The 19,380-nt window shown below is 74.1% G+C and carries 17 protein-coding genes; 9 read left to right on the plus strand and 8 right to left on the minus strand.

Going from position 1 to position 19,380, the window contains the following annotated elements:
• Positions 1–52 precede the first annotated feature (52 nt).
• Positions 53–589, minus strand: a complete 537-nt coding sequence (locus ABZ881_RS04740) for a type II toxin-antitoxin system PemK/MazF family toxin (protein WP_358481833.1) — start codon at positions 587–589, stop codon at positions 53–55.
• Between the two features lie 109 nt (positions 590–698).
• Here ABZ881_RS04740 and ABZ881_RS04745 point away from each other — a divergent pair, with 109 nt between their 5' ends.
• Positions 699–1,733: a zinc-dependent alcohol dehydrogenase family protein gene (locus ABZ881_RS04745; protein WP_358481835.1), complete on the plus strand. Its 1,035-nt coding sequence runs from the start codon at positions 699–701 to the stop codon at positions 1,731–1,733.
• Here ABZ881_RS04745 and ABZ881_RS04750 read toward each other — a convergent pair.
• The 7 genes from ABZ881_RS04750 to ABZ881_RS04780 form a co-directional block, all read right to left on the minus strand.
• The gene (locus tag ABZ881_RS04750) at positions 1,720–1,941 is read right to left on the minus strand and encodes a hypothetical protein (protein ID WP_344018902.1); all 222 of its coding nucleotides are present in this window, start codon (positions 1,939–1,941) and stop codon (positions 1,720–1,722) included. The genes ABZ881_RS04745 and ABZ881_RS04750 overlap by 14 nt on opposite strands.
• Complete coding sequence (gene bioB, locus ABZ881_RS04755; protein ID WP_344018901.1) at positions 1,938–2,945, minus strand: biotin synthase BioB; 1,008 nt, start codon at positions 2,943–2,945, stop codon at positions 1,938–1,940. The genes ABZ881_RS04750 and bioB overlap by 4 nt, the downstream gene beginning before the upstream one ends.
• Positions 2,942–3,643, minus strand: a complete 702-nt coding sequence (gene bioD / locus ABZ881_RS04760; RefSeq protein ID WP_358481837.1) for a dethiobiotin synthase — start codon at positions 3,641–3,643, stop codon at positions 2,942–2,944. The genes bioB and bioD overlap by 4 nt, the downstream gene beginning before the upstream one ends.
• Complete coding sequence (locus tag ABZ881_RS04765) at positions 3,640–4,800, minus strand: 8-amino-7-oxononanoate synthase (RefSeq protein WP_358482098.1); 1,161 nt, start codon at positions 4,798–4,800, stop codon at positions 3,640–3,642. Before ABZ881_RS04765 ends, bioD begins: the two co-directional genes overlap by 4 nt.
• Before the next feature lie 87 nt (positions 4,801–4,887).
• Positions 4,888–5,280, minus strand: a complete 393-nt coding sequence (locus tag ABZ881_RS04770) for a thioredoxin domain-containing protein (RefSeq protein ID WP_358481839.1) — start codon at positions 5,278–5,280, stop codon at positions 4,888–4,890.
• A gap of 79 nt (positions 5,281–5,359) precedes the next feature.
• Positions 5,360–7,699: a SulP family inorganic anion transporter gene (locus tag ABZ881_RS04775; protein WP_358481840.1), complete on the minus strand. Its 2,340-nt coding sequence runs from the start codon at positions 7,697–7,699 to the stop codon at positions 5,360–5,362.
• 249 nt (positions 7,700–7,948) lie between these two features.
• Positions 7,949–9,274 carry an adenosylmethionine--8-amino-7-oxononanoate transaminase gene (locus ABZ881_RS04780; protein WP_358481842.1) on the minus strand — a complete coding sequence of 442 codons (1,326 nt, stop codon included), beginning with the start codon at positions 9,272–9,274 and terminating at the stop codon, positions 7,949–7,951.
• 201 nt (positions 9,275–9,475) lie between these two features.
• Here ABZ881_RS04780 and ABZ881_RS04785 point away from each other — a divergent pair, with 201 nt between their 5' ends.
• From ABZ881_RS04785 to ABZ881_RS04820, 8 genes are all read left to right on the plus strand, one after another.
• Positions 9,476–10,249, plus strand: a complete 774-nt coding sequence (locus ABZ881_RS04785) for an enoyl-CoA hydratase-related protein (protein WP_358481844.1) — start codon at positions 9,476–9,478, stop codon at positions 10,247–10,249.
• Between the two features lies 1 nt (position 10,250).
• The gene (locus ABZ881_RS04790) at positions 10,251–11,432 is read left to right on the plus strand and encodes an acyl-CoA dehydrogenase family protein (protein ID WP_358481845.1); all 1,182 of its coding nucleotides are present in this window, start codon (positions 10,251–10,253) and stop codon (positions 11,430–11,432) included.
• Positions 11,425–12,570: an acyl-CoA dehydrogenase family protein gene (locus tag ABZ881_RS04795; RefSeq protein ID WP_358481847.1), complete on the plus strand. Its 1,146-nt coding sequence runs from the start codon at positions 11,425–11,427 to the stop codon at positions 12,568–12,570. Before ABZ881_RS04790 ends, ABZ881_RS04795 begins: the two co-directional genes overlap by 8 nt.
• Positions 12,567–14,180, plus strand: coding sequence for an AMP-binding protein (locus ABZ881_RS04800; protein WP_358481848.1), 1,614 nt, complete (start codon positions 12,567–12,569; stop codon positions 14,178–14,180). The genes ABZ881_RS04795 and ABZ881_RS04800 overlap by 4 nt, the downstream gene beginning before the upstream one ends.
• Before the next feature lie 40 nt (positions 14,181–14,220).
• Entirely contained in the window at positions 14,221–15,096 is an 876-nt protein-coding gene (locus ABZ881_RS04805) for an SMP-30/gluconolactonase/LRE family protein (protein WP_358481850.1), read from the plus strand.
• A 105-nt stretch (positions 15,097–15,201) separates the two neighbouring features.
• Positions 15,202–16,404 (plus strand): TetR/AcrR family transcriptional regulator, encoded by a 1,203-nt coding sequence (locus ABZ881_RS04810; RefSeq protein WP_358481851.1) that lies wholly within the window; start codon positions 15,202–15,204, stop codon positions 16,402–16,404.
• A gap of 335 nt (positions 16,405–16,739) precedes the next feature.
• Positions 16,740–18,365 carry an NAD(P)/FAD-dependent oxidoreductase gene (locus ABZ881_RS04815; RefSeq protein WP_358481852.1) on the plus strand — a complete coding sequence of 542 codons (1,626 nt, stop codon included), beginning with the start codon at positions 16,740–16,742 and terminating at the stop codon, positions 18,363–18,365.
• A 102-nt stretch (positions 18,366–18,467) separates the two neighbouring features.
• Positions 18,468–19,364, plus strand: coding sequence for a PaaX family transcriptional regulator C-terminal domain-containing protein (locus tag ABZ881_RS04820; protein WP_358481854.1), 897 nt, complete (start codon positions 18,468–18,470; stop codon positions 19,362–19,364).
• Positions 19,365–19,380 lie beyond the last annotated feature (16 nt).

Below are 19,380 nucleotides of genomic sequence, written 5' to 3' on the forward strand. Positions count from 1 at the left end.
GCGGTCGGGGACGTCGTCAGAGCCTCATGATGATCGGGACCCTACACCGTGCTCAGCGCCAGCCGTAGCGGTTTCTCAGCTCGGTGGCGACCCGGTCGAACCGGCTGCGGTCGAGCACCGCACCCTCCCGGCGGATGCCGTGCTCGTCGATCTCCAGCACCCGGTCCAGCCGGATGAAGGACTCCCGGCCCTCCCGGTCCCAGGCCCCGGAGCCGATGCCCACCCAGTCCGGGTCACCGGACCGCCGCTCCTGGCTGGACAGCATCAGCGCGAGCAGGTCCCCGCCGGACCGGCCGACGACCAGCAGCGGGCGGTCCTTGCCCTGGTCCGGGTCCTCCTCGTAGGGCACCCAGGTCCAGACGATCTCGCCCGGGTCGGCGGAGCCGTCCGGCTCGGGGGCGTAGACGACCTGCCGGGCGCGCTCGCCGGTCGGCGCGGCGCGCACCCGGCCCGCCGCCGCCGGTGGCGCCGACGGGCGCGCGGACCGGGGCCGCTGCTTCTGCTGCCCCTGCTGCTTCTGGGAGTCCTTCAGCAGCCGCAACGCCAGGTCGGCGGCCTTGCGCAGCAGCGGGCCCCACGAGATCGCCATGCCGCCAGCCTGCCGTATCGGCATCCGCCGTCCGGCGCCGGGGGTGGCACCGGTCTCACCCCGCAACGCGGCGCGCATGGCCCGGCACGCATACGGGAATCCGGGCGCCATGAAGGCCACCCTCATCCACGGCAGGCACGACATCCGCGTCGCCGACGTCCCGGACCCGGTCCTGCGCGACGACGCCGACGCGATCGTGCACGTCCTGCGCTCCTGCATCTGCGGCAGCGACCTGTGGCCGTACAACTCGGCCGTGGACTCCCCCGGCGGCAACCGGATCGGCCACGAGTTCCTCGGCGTCGTCGAGGACACCGGCTCCGCGGTGCGGACGCTGCGGCCCGGTCAGCTGGTCGTCGCCCCCTTCGTGTGGGCCGACAACACCTGCGACTTCTGCACACAGGGTCTGCACACCTCGTGCCGGCACGGCGGCGGCTGGGGCTCCGACGGCACGGACGGCGGCCAGGGCGAGGCGGTCCGGGTCCCGTTCGCCGACGGCACGCTCGTCCCGATGCCGGGTGAGCCGGACGACGCCCTGCTCGCGTCGATGCTGACCCTGTCCGACGTGTTCCCGACCGGCCACCACGCCGCGGTGTCGGCGAACGTGCGCCGCGGCGACACCGTCGCGGTCGTCGGCGACGGTGCCGTCGGGCTGTCCGCGGTGCTCGCCGCGCACCGGCTCGGCGCCGAGCGGATCATCCTGCTCGGCAGGCACACCGACCGCACCGACCTGGGCCGCACGTTCGGCGCCACCGACGTGGTCGCCGAGCGCGGCGACGAGGCCGTCGAGCGGGTCCGCGAGCTCACCGGCGGGGACGGCGCGCACGCGACCCTGGAGTGCGTCGGCTACGTCGAGGCGCTGCGCACCGCCATCGAGTCCACCCGTGACGGCGGCCTCGTCGGGCGGGTCGGCGTCTCCCAGTACACCGACGTCCCGCTGGGCGTCGGCTCGTTCATGCGCAACGTCGGCATCCGCGGCGGCGTCGCCCCCGCCCGCGCCTACATCGAGGAGCTGCTGCCCGACGTGCTGGACGGGACGGTCCGGCCGGGCCGGGTCTTCGACCGGACCGTCGGCCTGGACGGGGTTCCGGACGGCTACCGCGCGATGAACGAGCGCGAGGCGCTGAAGGTCCTCATCGCGCCCTGATCTCGCCGTGCCGCGAGCAGCGCGCGCTCCAGCCGACCGGATCGACCTGCACCACCATCCGCCGCGCACAGGACGGGCAGAACCGGGGCGGCTCCAGCTCGCGGCGGGCGGCGCAGCGCGGGTGCGCCGGCGCGGCCGCCGGCTCCCCGCACTGGTCGCAGTACGGCCCGCCCGCCTCCCGCGGGTGGGCCGCGGCCGCAGCGCTCACAGCGACTCGTTCAGAGCCTTGATCGGCATCTCCAGCTCGCCGAGCAGGTCGATGTCCGCCTCGGCGGGCCTGCCGAGCGTCGTCAGGTAGTTGCCGACGATCACCGCGTTGATCCCGCCGAGCAGGCCCTTGCGCGCGCCGAGGTCGCCGAGGGTGATCTCCCGGCCGCCGGCGAACCGCAGGATGGTGCGCGGGAGCGCGAGCCGGAACGCGGCGACGGTGCGCAGCGCGTCCGGGCCGGACATCGGCTCCAGGTCACCGAAGGGCGTCCCCGGGCGCGGGTTGAGGAAGTTCAGCGGCACCTCGTCGGGCTCCAGCTCGGCGAGCTGCCCGGCGAACTCGGCGCGCTGGTCCAGGGTCTCGCCCATCCCGACGATGCCGCCGCAGCAGACCTCCATCCCGGCCGCGCGCACCATGCGCAGGGTCTCCCAGCGCTCCTCCCAGGTGTGCGTGGTGACGACGTTCGGGAAGTGCGAGCGGGCGGTCTCCAGGTTGTGGTTGTAGCGGTGCACGCCCATCTCGGCGAGCCGGTCGACCTGGTCCTGGGTGAGCATGCCCAGCGAGCAGGCGATGTTGATGTCGAGCTCGTCGCGGATCGCCTGGACGCCGGCGGCCACCTGGGACATCAGCCGCTCGTCCGGCCCGCGGACGGCGGCGACGATGCAGAACTCGGTCGCCCCGGTCTTCGCGGTCTGCTTGGCCGCCTCCACCAGCATCGGGATGTCCAGCCAGGCGGAGCGGACCGGCGAGGCGAACAGCCCGGACTGCGAGCAGAAGTGGCAGTCCTCCGGGCAGCCGCCGGTCTTCAGCGAGATGATGCCCTCGACCTCGACGTCCGGCCCGCACCAGCGCATCCGCACCTCGTGGGCGAGCTCCAGCAGGTCGTCGAGGCTCTCGTCGGGCAGGTCGAGCACCTCGCGCACCTGGGCCGGGGTGAGGCCGGTCCCCTGCTCGAGGACCTGGGCGCGCGCAGCGGTGAGGACGTCGGTCCGGGCGGTCGTCATGATCCGGCATCCTGCCAGCGCCCCAGCGGCGACGGGCCCAGTGTGTGACACGCAACGGTGCGGAACCGGTCCGGCGGGGCGGTGCCGAGGCGGGCCGGCAGCGCGCCGAGCAGCGGCACCCCGGTCGTCGCCGGGAGATCGGCGAGATTGCACTCCGCCGCGAGATCGGGCGTGTCCGGCCACTCCCCGACGACGACGCCGGCGCAGACCAGTCCGCGCGCGTGCAGCGCCTGCACGGTGAGGCTGCTGTGGTTGAGCGTGCCGAGCCCGGCCACCGCGACGACGACGACCGGCGCGCCGAGCGACCGGGCGACGTCGGCGAGGGTGCCGCCGTCGTCGTCGAACCGGACGAGCAGCCCGCCCGCCCCCTCGACCAGCACCAGGTCGTGGTCGCGGGCCAGCGCCCGGGCGGCGCCGGCCGCGGCGTCCGGGGTCACCGGCGGCCGGCCCGCCCGCCGGGCCGCGGTCGCCGGGGCCAGCGGATCCGGGTAGCGGGCCAGCTCGCGGACGGTGACCCCGGGCACCAGGGCGGCGACCACGTCGGCGTCGCCCGGCTCGTCCGGCCCGATCCCGGTCTGGGCGGGTTTGAGCACCGCCACCCGCTGCCCGGCGGCCAGCGCGACCGCGGCCAGCGCGGCCGTCACGATCGTCTTGCCGACCCCGGTCCCGGTGCCGGTGACGACGACGGTCGCGCTCACCGCGGGCTCCCGGCGCGGACGCCGTCGAGCACCTCGGCCAGCACCGACCCGGCCCGCCCCAGCTCGGCGCCGGAGAGCCCGGCCCGGGCGGTGAGCCGCAGCCGGGAGGTCCCCGGCGGCACCGACGGCGGTCGGAAGCACCCGACGTGCACCCCGCGGGCCAGGCAGGCCGCGGCCGCTGCGACGGCCGGACCGGGCTCGCCGAGCACCACCGGCACGACCGCCGAGACCGGGACCGGCGCCCCGGCGGCCGCCGCCAGCACCCCGGCCACCCGCAGCACCTCGCCCGCCCGCTCCGGCTCCGCGGCCAGCACCCGCAGCGCGGCGAGCGCGGAACCGGCCGGTGCGGGCGCCAGCCCGGTGTCGAAGATGAACGACCGCGCCGCGTCGACCAGGTGCGCGATCACGGAGGGCGGACCGAGCACCGCGCCGCCCTGGCTGCCGAGCGCCTTGGACAGCGTGACCGTGGCGACGACGTCGTCCTGGCCGGCCAGGCCGGTCTCGGCGAGCAGGCCGCGCCCGCCCGGCCCGCGCACGCCGAGGCCGTGCGCCTCGTCGGCGAGCAGCACGGCGTGGTGCTCCCGGCAGGCCCGGTGCAGCGCCCGCAGCGGCGCGAGATCGCCGTCCGCGGAGCCGACGGTGTCGGTCACCACCAGCGCGCGCTCCTCGGTGCGGGCGGCGAGCGCGGCGGCGACGGCGGCCGGATCGGCGTGCGGGACGACGACCACCCGGGCCCGGGACAGCCGGCAGGCGTCCACCAGCGACGCGTGCGCCGCCGCGTCCGACACGATCAGCGCGCCGGGACCGGTCAGCGCGGTGACGACGCCGAGGTTCGCGGTGTAGCCGGAGGAGAACACGAGCGCGTCGGCGAACCCGCAGAAGCCGGCCAGCTCGGTCTCCAGGTCGCGGTGCAGCGTGGTGCTGCCGGTGACCAGCCGCGAGCCGGTGGAGCCGGCGCCCCACACCCGCAGCGCCTCGATGCCGCCCGCGACCACTCGCGGATCGGCCGCGAGGCCGAGGTAGTCGTTGCCGGCGAGATCGATCGGCGGATCGGCGCCGGTCGGCGGGCGGGGCCGCAACCTGCGGCGCAGCCCGGCCGCGGTGCGGGCGGCGGCGCGCTCGTCGAGCCAGGCCAGCGGGTGCGCGTCGGGGCGGATCACGCCCCGGAGCCTAGGCAACCGGGGCGCGACGACGACCGGCCCCGCACACCGTGGTGTGCGGGGCCGGGACGGCGGCGGGGCGGATCAGGCCTGCGGGGCGCCCCCGCCGGCCTGCTTCTCCTGCTCGGCGACGGCGGCGCGGACCTCGTCCATGTCGACGGCCTTCACCTGGCCGATCAGGTCCTCCAGGGCCTCGGCGGGCAGCGCACCGGGCTCCGAGTAGAGGACGACACCGTCGCGGACGGCCATCACGGTCGGGATCGAGGAGATCCCGAACGCGCCCGCCAGCTCCTGCTGCGCCTCGGTGTCGACCTTGCCGAAGGTGACGTCCCGGTGGTTGTCGGACGCGGCGTCGTAGACGGGTGCGAACTGCTTGCACGGGCCGCACCAGGACGCCCAGAAGTCGATCAGGACGGTCGCCCCCGGCGCGCCCACCACGTCGTTGAAATTGTCGGTGGTCAGTTCCACGGTGGCCATGCCCGGCTCCAACGAGCAGCGGGGGCCGGATGTTCCCGGCGCGGACCACCCGATCGGGTCCGCGCCGGGACCGCTCGCGTCACACCCGCAGCAACCGGGCCGCGGTCGTGGCCACCCCGTGTCCGTGTCCGGCGGCGATCCGCTCCAGGTCGGAGCCGGGGGTGGCGTCGTCCGGCCGGATCGGGACGAACCGCCCGGCCTCCTCGTCGAGCACCAGCACCGCCGCCGTCCCGATGTCGTAGAACAGCCCCATCAGCGCCGGACCCGGACCCGGATCCGAGCCCGGACCGGACTGCTTGGCGCGCAGCATCTCCAGCTGCAGGGCGACGTTGACCATGGCCAGCTGGTCGGTCTCGTCGAAGCCGTCCGCGGCGGCGGCGACGCCGACCGGATGACCCTGCTCGAACGCCCGCAGCACCGGCCGCGCCTCGAGCAGCCACCGGCCGAGGGCGCCGTCGGACCCGGCCAGGCCGGACCGGAGCCCGTTCATCGCGCCGCAGCCGGAGTGCCCGCAGACGGCGACCAGCGGCACGTCGAGCGCCGAGGTGGCGAACTCGACGGCGGCGGCGGTGCCCGGGCCCACGGCGAGGTTGCCGACGTTCTGGACGGTGAACACGTCGCCGGGACCGCTGTGCGTGATCACGTGCGGCAGCACCCGCGAGTCCGCGCAGGTGATCATCATCGCGGCCGGCGCCTGGCCCCCGGCCAGCTCGGACATGGTCGGGCGGATCCGGTCCCGGGTGTTCTCGTGGTACGCCGCGACGCCGGCCATCATCGGCTCGTGCGGCTCCTGGTGCACCGGCTGCACCGACTGCCACTGCGACCAGGTCGCGTAGGACGGCGTCGGGGCGGGCCGGGCGGCGTCCGGCTCGATCACCGTGACAGTGGCCCCGGTCCCCTCGTGCCGGGCCTTCCAGGCCAGCAGGTGGTCGTAGGCGGCGTGGTCGAGGTAGTCGGTGACCAGCCGGACGGTGGTGTCGACCCCGCGCGGAACGGTGGTGAGCTCGCGGGACAGCCGGGGCACCGAGAGGAAGCACAGCGATCCCTCGACGACGAGCTCGCAGTGCCCGTCGGCGTGCTGCTCCAGGTGCGGGCGCGACCGGACGGCCCGCCACAACAGCATCAGCCCGGCCAGTGCGAGGCCGATCAGCACGCCCTCCAGCAGGTTCAGCACGACCACACCGGCCAGCGTCGCCAGGTAGATGGCCAGCTCGCCGTGCGAGCGGGCGGTGCGGATGTCGGCAGGCTTGACCAGCTGCAGGCCGACGACGACCAGCAGCCCGGCCAGTGCGGCCATCGGGATGAGCTCGATGACGTCGATCAGCACGATCGCGAACAGCGCGATCCAGATGCCGTGCAGAACGCCCGACGCGCGGGTCCGGGCGCCGGCGCGCACGTTCGCCGAGGACCGGACGATCACGCCGGTCACCGGGAGGCCGCCGATCATGCCGGAGACGGTGTTGGCCGCGCCCTGGCCGAGCAGCTCCCGGTCGGCGTCGGTGCGGGTGCCGGGTCGCATCCGCTCGACGGCGACCGCCGAGAGCAGCGACTCCACGCTGGCGATCAGTGCGACGGTCAGCATCCCGCCGAGCACGCCGGCCCAGTCCGACTCGGGTAGCACCGGCGTCGACAGCGCGTCCAGCAGCGAGCCCCCCAGCTCGACCCGGACCACGTCGGCGGCGCCCGGGAGGACCAGCGAGAGCGCGGTGGCGGCCAGCACGGCGACCAGCGCGCCGGGCACGGCGGTGACCGGCCGCGGCAGCCGCGGCCAGGTGAGCATCAGCGCGATGACCAGGGCGCCGAGCAGCAGCGCGACCGGCGACAGCGCGGCGACCGAGCCGGGCAGTGCGGCCAGCGACTCGACCGCGCCGGTGCGCGACTCCCCGCCGAACACCACGTTCAGCTGGGAGACGGCGATGGTGACCCCGATCCCGGCGAGCATGCCGTGCACGACGGCGGGCGGGATGGCCTGCGCGAACCGGGCCAGCCGGGTGAGCCCGAAGACCAGCTGCAGGACTCCGGCGCCCGCGGTGATCAGGCAGGTGACCTCCCAGCCGAAGCGGTTGACCAGCTCGGCGACGATCACGGTGAGGCCGGCCGCGGGGCCGGAGACCTGCAGCGGGGAGCCGCCGAGCAGCCCGGCCACCACGGCGCCGACGACGGCGGCGACCAGCCCGGCGAGGATCGGCGCGCCGGAGGCGACGGCGATGCCGAGCGAGAGCGGCACCGCGACCAGGAACACGACGACCGACGCCGACAGGTCGGCGCGGGCGTGCGGGAACATCCGGCCGAACCGGCCGCCGGGCGGGGAGTGCTCGCCCCGGCCGGACTCGGCGGGCGCGTGCTCGTCCTGGGTCGAGCGGGTGGAACTGGTGTTACGAGTGTTGCTGATGTTGCTGGAGTGATTGTGCGAATGCACCGGATCCTCCGAGATCGGTCCGTTGGGGGCGCCGGACCGCGACGATGCGGTCACTGCACGGCTGTGCCTGGGCGACGCCGACCGGGTTCGTGGCCCGGTCCGGCGTTGCACCACCTCACGCAAACGGATCTTGATGAGAGCCGTTCTCATCGATTCGGTCGCTCACGACGAAACGCCCGGTCAGGACCGTTCACCCGAGCGTAACGTGACTCGGATCACAGTGGCTTCCACTCGGTCCGGTGGTTCAGGTCACCGTCGATCCTGTTGTCCGGCAAGGGCTGCAGCGCGCATGGCGGCAGCGATCAGGCCGATCTCCTCGCGCGAGCAGACGAACGGCGGCATCGCGTAGACCAGGTTCCGGAACGGTCGCAGCCAGGCGCCGGCGAGCACCGCGGCGGCCGTCGCGGCGGGCAGGTCGATCTCGCCGTCCAGCTCGATCACGCCGATCGCGCCGAGGATCCGGACCTCGCGCACCCCGGGCAGCGACCGCGCCGGGGCGAGCCCGGCGCGCAGCCCGGCCGCGATGTCCTTCACCTCCCGCCGCCAGTCGCGCTCCAGCAGCAGGCTCACCGAGGCGTGCGCCACCGACGCGGCGAGCGGATTGCCCATGAACGTCGGCCCGTGCATGAGGACCCCGGCCTCGCCCTCGCTGATCCCGGCCGCCACCCGGGAGCTGCACAGCGCGGCGGCCATCGTCAGATAGCCGCCGGTGAGCGCCTTGCCCAGGCACATGACGTCCGGGGCGATCCCGGCGTGGTCGGCCGCGAACAGCTCGCCGGTCCGCCCGAAGCCGGTGGCGATCTCGTCGAAGACCAGCAGCACGTCGTGCGCCAGGCACAGCTCGCGCAGCACGTGCAGGTAGCGCGGGTCGTGGAAGCGCATCCCACCGGCGCCCTGCACCACCGGTTCGACGACGACGGCGGCGAGCTCGTCGGCGTGCGTCTCGACCAGCTCGGCCAGGTGCGCGACGTAGGCGTGCGAGAAGTCCTCGGGCGGCGCGTCGGCGAACACCTGCCGGGGCAGCACGTCGGCCCACAGCGAGTGCATGCCGCCGTCCGGGTCGCAGACGCTCATCGCACCGAACGTGTCCCCGTGGTAACCGCGCCGCCAGGTCATCAGCCGGTGCTTGCCCGGGCGGCCGCGGGACCGCCAGTACTGCAGGCACATCTTGATCGCGACCTCCACCGACACCGAGCCGGAGTCGGCGAGGAAGACGTGCTCGAGGCCCTCGGGGGTGATCTCGACGAGCAGCCGGGCCAGGTCGACCGCGGGCCCGTGGGTGATCCCGCCGAACATCACGTGGCTCATCCGGCCGAGCTGATCCTGCACCGCCCGGTCCAGCCTCGGGTGCCGGTAGCCGTGGATCGCCGACCACCAGGACGACATGCCGTCGACCAGCTCCCGGCCGTCCGGCAGCCGCAGCCGCACGCCGGACGCCGACTCGACGACCAGCGGCGTCGCCGTCGCCGGCATCGGGGCGTAGGGGTGCCAGACGTGCGCCCGGTCGGCCGCGAGCAGTCCGGAGGTGCCGTACGGGGTCTCCCCCGGCGTGCTGTCGGATCCGGGGGCGGTCACGGACCCACCGTAGTACCGGCGGACGGGTGTGCCCGGCCGGACCGATCACCGCGCCCGCCCGCCCGTCAAACCGAGTTAGTCACCGTTGACAAAATGCCCGTGCAGGCCGCTAGTCTTGCCCTTGAATGCGGCCCTCTCGGCGGGAGCGGCCGACACTCACTATTAGCTCTGACTGACTTGCTGAGGCTGTGAGGCTTGACCATGAGCGAACGGGACTTCATCGACTTCTCGGCCGACGGCACGATCGGCCTGGTACAGCTCGACCGCCCCCCGGTGAACGCGGTGAACGGGGCGATGTACCGCGAGATCACCCGCTTCTTCGGCGACGTCACCACCCACCTGCCGGACGCCCGGGTGATCGTGCTGTCCGGTCGCGGCAGGCACTTCTGCGGCGGCAACGACCTCGCCGAGTTCCAGACCATGACCGCCGAGAACGCCGCGGAGCGGATGCGGCTGGTCCGCGAGGCGTTCTTCGCCATCTACGAGTGCCCGGTGCCGGTGATCGCCGCGGTGCACGGGGTGGCCGTCGGCACCGGGCTGGCCATCGCCGCGTCGTGCGATCTCGTGGTGGCCGCCGAGGGCGCGCGGTTCGGGCTCCCCGAGGTCAACGTCGGGGTGATGGGCGGCGCCAAGCACCTGTCCCGGCTCGTACCGCAGGGCGTGGTCCGGCGGATGCACCTGCAGGGCGATCCGGTCCCCGCCGAGGAGCTCCTGCACTACGGCGGGATCACCGAGATCGTCCCGGCCGACCAGCTCGACGCCGCCGCTCGCCGGCTCGCCCGCTCGATCGCCCGGCACAGCCCCACCGTGCTCCGCTTCGCCAAGCGCAGCCTCAACGCGATCGAGTACCTGCCGCTCAAGGAGGGCTACCGGCTCGAACAGGGACTCACCGGCGAGCTCGCCGCGTACGACGACGCCAAGGAGGCCGTCAACGCCTTCCTCGAGCGGCGCGAGCCGGTCTACACGGGCCGCTGAGATGGTCACCTCCGCCGATCCGGACACCGCCGACCTCGGGCGATACCGGGAGCGCTGCCGCAGCTGGCTGGCGGCCACGCCGATCCCCGAGGTGCCACTGGACCTCACCGAGCGGTTCCGGGTGCTGCGCGGCTGGCAGCGCACCCTGCACGACGGCGGCTGGACCGGCATCGCCTGGTCCCGGGCGGCCGGTGGCCAGGGCCTGTCGCACCGGCACCAGCTGGTCTTCTCCGAGGAGCTGGCCCGGGCCAGGGCCCCGCAGCCGATCGGGCTGATCGGGCTCGACGTCGTCGGTCCCTCGATCGACCGGTTCGGCACCCACCGCCAGCGCACCGAGCTGCTGCCGCGGCTGCTGTCCGGTGCCGACATCTGGTGCCAGGGCTTCTCCGAGCCCGACGCCGGCTCGGATCTGGCGTCGCTGCGCACCCGCGCCGAGCCCGACGGGGACCACTTCGTCGTCACCGGGCAGAAGGTGTGGACCAGCTGGGCGCATCTCGCGTCCTGGTGCGCGATGCTGGTGCGCACCGATCCGGACGCGCCGGGCAGCCGCGGCATCAGCTACCTGCTGGTCGACATGTCCACCCCCGGCATCGAGACCCGGCCGCTCACCCAGATGACCGGCGACCAGGAGTTCTGCGAGGTCTTCCTGGACGAGGTCCGGGTGCCCCGGGAGAACCTCGTCGGTGGGCTCCACCAGGGCTGGCCGATCGCCCGGCACACCCTCGGCACCGAGCGCGCCGCCTACACGCTGCGCCGCCGGGTCGAGTACGAGGTCGCCCTGCGGGACGCGATCGCCGAGCTGTCCGCCTGCGGCACGCTCGACGCCGACCCGCACCGCGCGCACCGGGTGCGCAGCGCCGTCGGCCGGTCGCACGTGGCACTGCGGGTGCTCGAGGCACGGACCCGCGGCACGATCGACCGGCTGGCCGCCGACACCGGGCCGGTCCCGGCGGACTCGGTCGACAAGCTCCTGCTCAACGACGTCGAGCAGCAGGTGTACGGGTCCATCGGGGACCTGCTGGGCCCGCTGCGGGCCACCCCGGCCGGCCGGCCGCTGGGTCTCGACCCGGCCCGGTGGGCGCACGACCACCTGTACTCGCGGGCCGCGTCGATCTACGGCGGCACCTCGCAGATCCAGCGCACCATCATCGCCGAACGACTCCTCGGACTGCCCCGTGACTGACACCTCCCGCACCGCGACCGGGGCTCCCGCAGCCACCGTGACCGAGATCGAGAAGACGGTCGACGCCTACCTGACCCGGTCCTACGACGCGGACCGCAGGCGCGCCCTCATCGGACGCCAGGGCTGGGACCCGGCCTTCCTCGGCGAACTCGACGAGCTCGGCTGGTTCGCGCTCGCCGTCCCCGACGAGCACGGTGGGCTGGGCCTGCCGCTGTCCGCCACCGGCGCGGCGATGCTCTCCGTCGGCAGGCACCTGGTGCCCGGCCCGCTGCCCGAACGGCTGCTGCTCCCGGCGCTGCTGCTGCGCCACCTCGGCAGCGCCCACCCGGGCCCGGACCTCACGGGCGCACTCGTCGCGCTCGTCGATCCGGCCGCGCTGGGGAGCTGGGCCGCCGACGACGCCGGGCTGCGCGCCGGACCGGACGGGCCGATCGGCGGCATGCTGCCGGTCCGGTTCGCCGCCGAGGCCGATCTGCTGCTGACCGTCGCCCGCTCGGCGGACGGCAACGGCACCGTCGTGCACCTGCTCCCGGCCGACGCGCCCGGGATCGCCGTGCAACCGGTCCGGAGCGCCGATCCGACCGCCCGGCTCGCCCGGGTCACCCTCACCCGGACCGGGCCGCCCGGGCCCGCGCCGGTGCTCACCGGCCCGGCCGCCGACCGGTTCGCGACCGAGCTGCGGGCCTGGGCCCGGATCCTGGCCGCCTGCGAGCTGTCCGGGATGGCCACCCGGCTGGTCGAGGACACCACCGCGTTCGTGCTGGTCCGCAAGCAGTTCGGCCGGCCGATCGGGTCCTTCCAGGCGGTCAAGCACCTCCTCGCCGACCTGTACACGCTGGCGAGCTCGCTGCGGAACCTCTGCGACGTGACCCTGGCCGACGCCGCCGCCGGGACCACCGACACCGCCACCGGGCAGGCCCGGTCGGCTGCCGTCGCCAAGGCGTACGCGGCGGACGTCGCGGTCCGGGTCGCCGAGGGCGCGATCCAGCTGCACGGCGGGACCGGTTTCACCACCGAGACCGACCTGCACCTCTACTACAAGCGTGCGCTCGCCCTGCGGGCCTGGTTCGGCGATCCGGAGGAGCTCGCCCACGAGATCGGCGACGGCCTGCTCGGCGGGGCCGGGGGCGCGCCGTGACCGGCCCGGCACGTCCCGCGGCCCGGCCCGGCGCCGCACCTGCGCCGGGCCGGATCGACGCCCACCTGCGGGCCGCAGCCGCCCGGCACCCGGACCGCCCGGCGCTCGTCGACCGCGGACGCACCTGGACCTACGGCGAGCTCGACCGCGAGACCGACCGCTGGGCCGCCGCCCTGGCGCGGCACGGCGTGCGACCCGGCGCGGTGGTGTCCTGGCAGCTGCCGAACCGGGCCGAGGCGGTCGTCCTGCACCAGGCGACACTGCGGATCGGCGCGATCAGCAACCCGATCGTCCCGATCTACCGGCACGCCGAGGTCGGCTTCATCCTCCGCCAGGCCCGCTCGGAGATCGTCGTCGTCCCGGCGGAGTTCCGCGGCTTCGACTTCCCGGCCATGGTCGGCGACCTCCGCGCCGACCTGCCGGACCTGGCCACCGTGGTCGTCGTCGGCACCGCCCCACCCGGGGACGGCGTCGTCGGGCTGGAGGACTTCCTGTCCGCTCCGGCGACGGAGCCGACGCCACCGGAACCGGCCGTCCCGGACGACCCGGACGCGCTCGCCCTACTGCTCTACACCTCCGGCACCACCTCGGACCCGAAGGGCGTCCTGCACACCCACGCGACGCTCGAGCACGAGAACCACAGCATGATCGAGTTCTTCGGGCTCACCGGCTCCGACGTGGTGTTCATGCCGTCGCCGGTCACCCACGTCACCGGGGTGCTGTACGGCCTGCAGCTCCCGTTCATGATCGGGGCGCCGGTCGTGCTACTCGACGTCTGGGAGCCCGGCGCCGGACTGGACCTGATCGAGCGCCACGGCTGCACGTTCGTCGTGGCCGCCACACCGTTCCTGCACGGGCTGGTGCACCACCCGGGCCGCACCCCGGAGTCGACCCGCACGCTGCGCGTCTTCGCCTGCGGCGGCGCGGACGTGCCGCCCGATCTCGTGCGGCGGGCCGGCGAGCAGCTGGACTGCCTGGTCGTCCGGATCTACGGGTCCACCGAGTTCCCGACCGCGACCAGCACCAACCTGTCCGATCCGGTGCGCACCCGGGCGCACACCGACGGCAGGCCGATCGGCCGGGCGCAGGTAAGGGTGGTCGACGACCGGGACCGGCCGGTCCCGCCCGGAACCGCCGGGCACCTGCTGGTGCGCGGGCCCGAGCGGTTCGTCGGCTACCTGGACCCGACGCTGGACGCGGACGCCTTCACCGCGGACGGCTGGTTCCGCACCGGCGATCTCGCCGTCGTCGACGACGCGGGCTACCTGGAGATCACCGGCCGGGAGAAGGACATCATCATCCGCGGCGGCGAGAACCTCAGCGCCAAGGAGATCGAGGACCGCCTGTTCGAGCATCCCGGGGTCGCCGACGTCGCCGTGGTGGCGGTCCCCGATCCGGTCCTGACCGAGCGCGCCTGCGCCGTCGTCGTGCCCGAGCCCGGCGCGGACGTCACCCTGCCGGCCCTCACGACCTGGCTGCGCGAGCGGCACCGTCTCGCCGTCCAGAAGCTGCCCGAGCGGCTGCTGCTGGTGGACGAGCTGCCCCGCACCGCCAGCGGCAAGGTGCAGAAGTTCAAGCTGCGCGACCGGCTCCGCCGGTCCGCCCCGTGACGGGGCAACCCGCACGTACCGACAGGGATCAGGAGGAACAATGAAGCTCCACCGGACCACCCCGTTCTCCAGCGGCCACCAGTTCCTGGAGGCTCCGCGCTGGCACGACGGCCGGCTCTGGGCCAGCGACTTCTTCGCCGGCCACGTGCTCCGCATCGAGGCGGACGGCAGCCACCAGCCGGTCGCCGAGATCGAGGGGGCACCGTCGGGACTCGGCTTCCTCGCCGACGGGTCGATCCTCGTCGTCTCCCAGGCCACCGCCACCGTCCGGCGGATCGCCCCGGACGGCGCGGTCACCGAGTACGCCGACTTCAGCCACATCGCCACCGGGCTCGGCAACGACATGCTGGTCTCCCCGTCCGGCCACGCCTACGTGGGGAACTTCGGGTTCGCGCTCGGCTCCGAGGACCCGCGCACCACCAACCTCGCGCACGTCGATCCGGAGGGGAAGGTGCACCGGGTGTTCGGCGACGTGCTCTTCCCGAACGGCGCCGCGCTGACCGCGGACGGGCGGACGCTGCTGCTCGCCGAGACCTTCGCCCACCGGATCAGCGCGTTCGACATCACCGAGGACGGCTCGCCGGCGAACCTGCGCACCTGGGCGCAGCTGCCGGACACCGTGCACCCGGACGGCATCGCGCTGGACACCGACGGCGGAGTGTGGTTCGGCAACGCGCTCGACCCCGGTCCGGCGTCGGGGTTCTACCGGGTGCTGGAGGGCGGCGAGATCACCGACCACATCCCCACCCCGGACACCTGGTCGATCGCCTGCGCGTTCGGCGGCGCCGAGCTCGACGTCCTCCACCTCATGTGCAACACGACCACGCTGGAGGAGTTCCACGAGGGCCGTTCCGCCGGTGAGGTCCGCACCGCGTCGGTGGGCCGTCGCGGGGTCGATCCGGCGCGGACCGGGTGAGCCCGCGGCCGGGTCGCCGCGCACGGCACCGCTGCACCCGGCGATCCGGCCGCTGCGCACGGCTGCCTAGGATTCCGGACGGGCCACGGCAGCCGAGGAGGAGCGATGAGCAGCGCAGGCGCGACGGGCGGTGGCGCCAAGCGCCCCAAGACCCGCCGCGCCGACATCGGCCTCTCGGCCGGTGCGCTGTTCGCCGCGCGCGGGTTCCACTCGGTCCGGATGGACGACATCGCGCAGGCCAGCGGGATCACGGCGCGGGCGCTCTACCGGCACTACGCGAACAAGCAGGCCCTGCTGTCGCACGTCGTGCACGAGGACCAGGCGCGGCTCGTCGAGCTGCTCACCGGGTTCGACGCGACGCCGCCTGCCGATCTCGGCACCGGGCTCCGGCGGCTGGTCGAGACCGCCCTGCAGAGCCTGCGCCTGTCGCTGCTGTGGCAGCGCGAGGCCCGCCACCTCGGCCCCGACGACTACGCCGCGGTACGGGCCCGCACCCGCTGGATCGCGGACCGGATCGACGCGGTCTGCGTCGCGCCGGCCCGGCCGGACCTGGACCCGTACCTGACCGAGCTCCGCAGCTGGGCGGTCATCGGGCTGGTGACCAGTCCCGGTCACTACGACACGAGCCTGTCCACGACCCGGCTCACCGATCTGCTGGTACAGGCGGCCACCCGGCTGGTGCACTGCCCGGCCGGGCGGGCGCCGGACCCGGACGGCGGACGCGAGCCGGTCGACCGGCTCCCCACGTCGCGGCGGGAGCTGCTGCTCCGGGCGGCCGCGCGGACCTTCCGCAGGCGCGGCTACGGCGGCGTCACGATCGACGAGATCGGCGGCGCGGCGGGCGTGGTGGGGCCTGCGCTGTACCGGTACTTCGACACCAAGGCCGATCTGCTGGTCGCCGTGGCCACCCGGTTCGGCGAGTGGTCGGCGCTGGAGACCTCCCGGGCGCTGCGGCTGCCGGTGCCCGACGACGAGGTCGTCACGGCCCTGGTCGACGGCTACGTCCGGCTCAGCGTCGAGGAGACCGACCTGGCGTCGGTCTCGATCACCGAACGGCTCTACCTCCCGCCGGACGTCGACGAGCGGCTCAACCGGATGGCCGGCGACACCGTCGGCGAGTGGCTGCGCCGGCTCGGCGCGGCCCGCCCCGATCTTCCGGAGACCGAGGCGCTGACCCTGGTCAACGCCGCACGCACGACCGTCGACGGAATCGTCCGCATCCCGCACCTGCGGGCCGACCGGCGCTTCGCCCCGGAGCTGGCCCGGCTGACGGGGGCCGTCCTCGGCCTGCCGTCCGGCACCGCCTGAGCGCGACCCACTCCTCCGCTCCGTCCCGCCAGACGAATGAGCGCTGATGGACATTTTTCGTGCGCTCGACTCTCCGTGCGCGGCACCGGAATGAGCCAGCGTTACCCCATCGCGGTCCGCTGCTCTGCGCAAACGCCACGTGAAGCGGACTTCCAACCACGGCAAGCCTGCGATCTTGGGCCAGAAATCAGTTAGCCGTCATTGACAACACCGAGCAGAGGCTCTTCAATGAGGCGGTGACCAGGGTCACCCTTCGGCAGCCCTGACTGACACTTCGTCCGCGCCGAGGTGAGCCTCCGACGCCCGGGACTCACCACCCACAGGAAGGAACTCGCATGGAGACGTCTGTCGTCGAGGAGCTCGACGTCCTCGTCATCGGAGGCGGTTTCTCCGGGATCTACCAGCTCGAGCGGCTCCGTTCACTGGGCTTCTCGGTCTCGCTCTACGAGGCCGGGGCCGACGCTGGCGGGGTGTGGCACTGGAACCGCTACCCCGGTGCCCGGGTCGACACCGAGGCGACCCTCTACCAGTTCTCCGACGAGCGGATCTGGCGGGAGTGGAACTGGTCGGAGATCTTCCCCGGCCAGGAGGAGCTGCAGGCCTACTTCCGGTTCGTGACCGACCGGCTCGATCTCGCCCGCGACATCCGCTACAGCACCCGGGTCGTCGCGGCCCGGTTCGACGACCGGACCGACACCTGGACGGTCGAGTCCCGCGACGAGCGGACCGGCGAGACGTTCCGGACCAGGGCCCGCTACGTCCTCCCGCTGCTGGGCACCGGCTCGAAGGCGCTGGTCCCGGAGATCCCCGGGCTGGCCGACTTCGCCGGCGACCACTTCCACACCTCCCGCTGGCCGCAGGGCTACGACATGACGGGCAAGCGGGTGGCCGTCATCGGGACCGGGGCCAGCGGGGTCCAGGTCGTGCAGTCCATCGCGCCCGAGGTCGCGCAGCTCACCGTGTTCCAGCGGACCCCGGCGACCGCGCTGCCGATGATCTCCCGCAAGCTCGACGCGGCCGCCAACGACGAGCTGCGCCGCGGCTACCCGGAGCTGTTCCGGTACCGCGAGACCACCTTCGGCGGGCTCGAGTACGACGTCATCTACACCCCGACCGCCGACGTCTCCGACGAGGAGTTCGAGGCCACCCTCGAGGAGCTCTGGGCGAAGGGCGGCCTGCAGATCTGGCTCGGCGGCTACGCCGACATGTTCTTCAACGCCGAGGTCGGGCACCGGATCTACGCGTTCTGGCGGAAGAAGACCCTCGCCCGGATCAAGGACCCGGCGCTCGCCGAGAAGCTCGCACCGGAGACGCCGCCGTACCCGTTCGGGACCAAGCGCTGCCCGCTCGAGTACACCTACTACGACGCCTTCAACCGGGACAACGTCGAGCTCGTCGACGTCCGGGAGACGCCCATCGAGAAGGTCACCCGGACCGGGATCGTCACCGCCGACGGCCGCGAGCACGAGTTCGACGTGATCGTCCTCGCGACCGGCTTCGACTCCTTCACCGGCGGCCTCACCGACATCGACGTCCGCTCCACGTCCGGGGAGTCGTTCGCCGAGGTGTTCCGCGACGGCGCCCGCACCGCACTGGGCAGGGCGACCTCCGGCTTCCCGAACATGCTCTACGTATACGGCCCGCAGAGCCCGTCCGCCTTCTGCAACGGGCCCACCTGCGCCGAGCTGGAGGGCGAGTGGGTCGTCAACTGTCTGGTGCACCTGCGCGACAACGGCCTGACCCGGATCGAGGCGACCCCGGAGGCCGAGAAGGAGTGGCACGACCACCTCGAGGCCCTCGCGAGCGCGACCACCTTCCCGCTCGCCAACTCCTGGTACATGAACGCCAACGTGCCCGGCAAGAAGCGGGAGCTGCTCGCCTACCCCGGTGGGCTGCCCACCTACCTGGAGAAGTGCCGGCAGTCGGCGGAGAACGGCTACGCGGGCTTCGCCCTGTCCTGACCGCGGCCGCCGGACCGCGGGTGCCGCCCGTCCGGGCGGCACCCGCGACGTCCCGCATCGCCCGCTGGTGCCCGGGCACCGGGGTTCTAGGCTGACCCGACCATGGCCACCCCATTCCGCGATCCCGCCTCCACCGAGCCGGACCCTCCGGACGACGCGGCCGACCCGGCACTGCGCCGCCGCGAGCTCGGCCAGACCTCCGCCCGGTCGTTGCTGCTGACCGTGCTCGGGGAGTTCGTCCTACCCTCCGGTGAGCCGGTGTGGACGCGGGCGCTGCTCGAGGTCCTGGGCGGGCTCGGCGTGGAGTCGAAGTCGGCCCGCCAGGCGCTCGCCCGCACCGCCGGCGAGGGCCTGCTCAGCTCCGACCGCGCCGGCCGGCGGGTCCGCTGGTCGCTGACCGCGTCCGGGCACCGGCTGCTGTCCGACGGCGCCGCACGGATCTACGCCTTCGGCCGGCCCGCCACCGGGTGGGACGGCCGCTGGCTGGTGCTGCTCGCCAGCGTCCCGGAGTCCCGCCGTAGGCTGCGCCACCGGCTCCGCACCCGGCTCGCCTGGGCCGGGCTCGGCTCACCGGCGCCCGGGGTGTGGGTCTCCCCCGACCCGGGCAAGGAACCACAGGTCACCGCCGTCCTGGACGAGCTGGACCTGCGCGGCATGAGCAGCTCGTTCATCGGGCACTACGGCGGCATCGGGCGCCCCGCCGACGTCGTCGAGCAGGCCTGGGACCTGGACCGGGTCGAGCAGGCCTACCAGGAGTTCCTGGACGAGTTCGATCCCGACCTCTCCGGTGGCCCGGCTCCCGGCCAGGGGGTGCTGACCCGGCAGGTCCAGCTGGTGCACGCCTGGCGCCGGTTCCCGTTCCTCGACCCGGAGCTGCCCGCCGAGCTGCTCCCCGACCGGTGGGCGGGCGCCCGGGCCGCCGAGCTGTTCAGCACCCTGCACGCCCGGTGGGACGCCGAGGCCCGAGCGGCCTGGGCCGCCCTCGCCACCGGGCCCTGACCTCGCGCGCGCCGCA

Source organism: Pseudonocardia sp. NPDC046786 (genome assembly GCF_040645415.1).
In the GTDB taxonomy this organism is placed as follows: Bacteria; Actinomycetota; Actinomycetes; order Mycobacteriales; family Pseudonocardiaceae; genus Pseudonocardia; species Pseudonocardia kongjuensis.

Excerpts from the sequence above, each read along its gene's own strand:
- ABZ881_RS04740 (WP_358481833.1), bottom strand. The coding sequence starts at position 589 with ATGGCGATCTCGTGGGGCCCGCTGCTGCGCAAGGCCGCCGACCTGGCG.
- ABZ881_RS04745 (WP_358481835.1), top strand. The coding sequence starts at position 699 with ATGAAGGCCACCCTCATCCACGGCAGGCACGACATCCGCGTCGCCGAC.
- bioB (WP_344018901.1), bottom strand. The coding sequence starts at position 2,945 with ATGACGACCGCCCGGACCGACGTCCTCACCGCTGCGCGCGCCCAGGTC.
- ABZ881_RS04770 (WP_358481839.1), bottom strand. The coding sequence starts at position 5,280 with ATGGCCACCGTGGAACTGACCACCGACAATTTCAACGACGTGGTGGGC.
- ABZ881_RS04785 (WP_358481844.1), top strand. The coding sequence starts at position 9,476 with ATGAGCGAACGGGACTTCATCGACTTCTCGGCCGACGGCACGATCGGC.
- ABZ881_RS04790 (WP_358481845.1), top strand. The coding sequence starts at position 10,251 with ATGGTCACCTCCGCCGATCCGGACACCGCCGACCTCGGGCGATACCGG.
- ABZ881_RS04805 (WP_358481850.1), top strand. The coding sequence starts at position 14,221 with ATGAAGCTCCACCGGACCACCCCGTTCTCCAGCGGCCACCAGTTCCTG.
- ABZ881_RS04810 (WP_358481851.1), top strand. The coding sequence starts at position 15,202 with ATGAGCAGCGCAGGCGCGACGGGCGGTGGCGCCAAGCGCCCCAAGACC.
- ABZ881_RS04815 (WP_358481852.1), top strand. The coding sequence starts at position 16,740 with ATGGAGACGTCTGTCGTCGAGGAGCTCGACGTCCTCGTCATCGGAGGC.
- ABZ881_RS04820 (WP_358481854.1), top strand. The coding sequence starts at position 18,468 with ATGGCCACCCCATTCCGCGATCCCGCCTCCACCGAGCCGGACCCTCCG.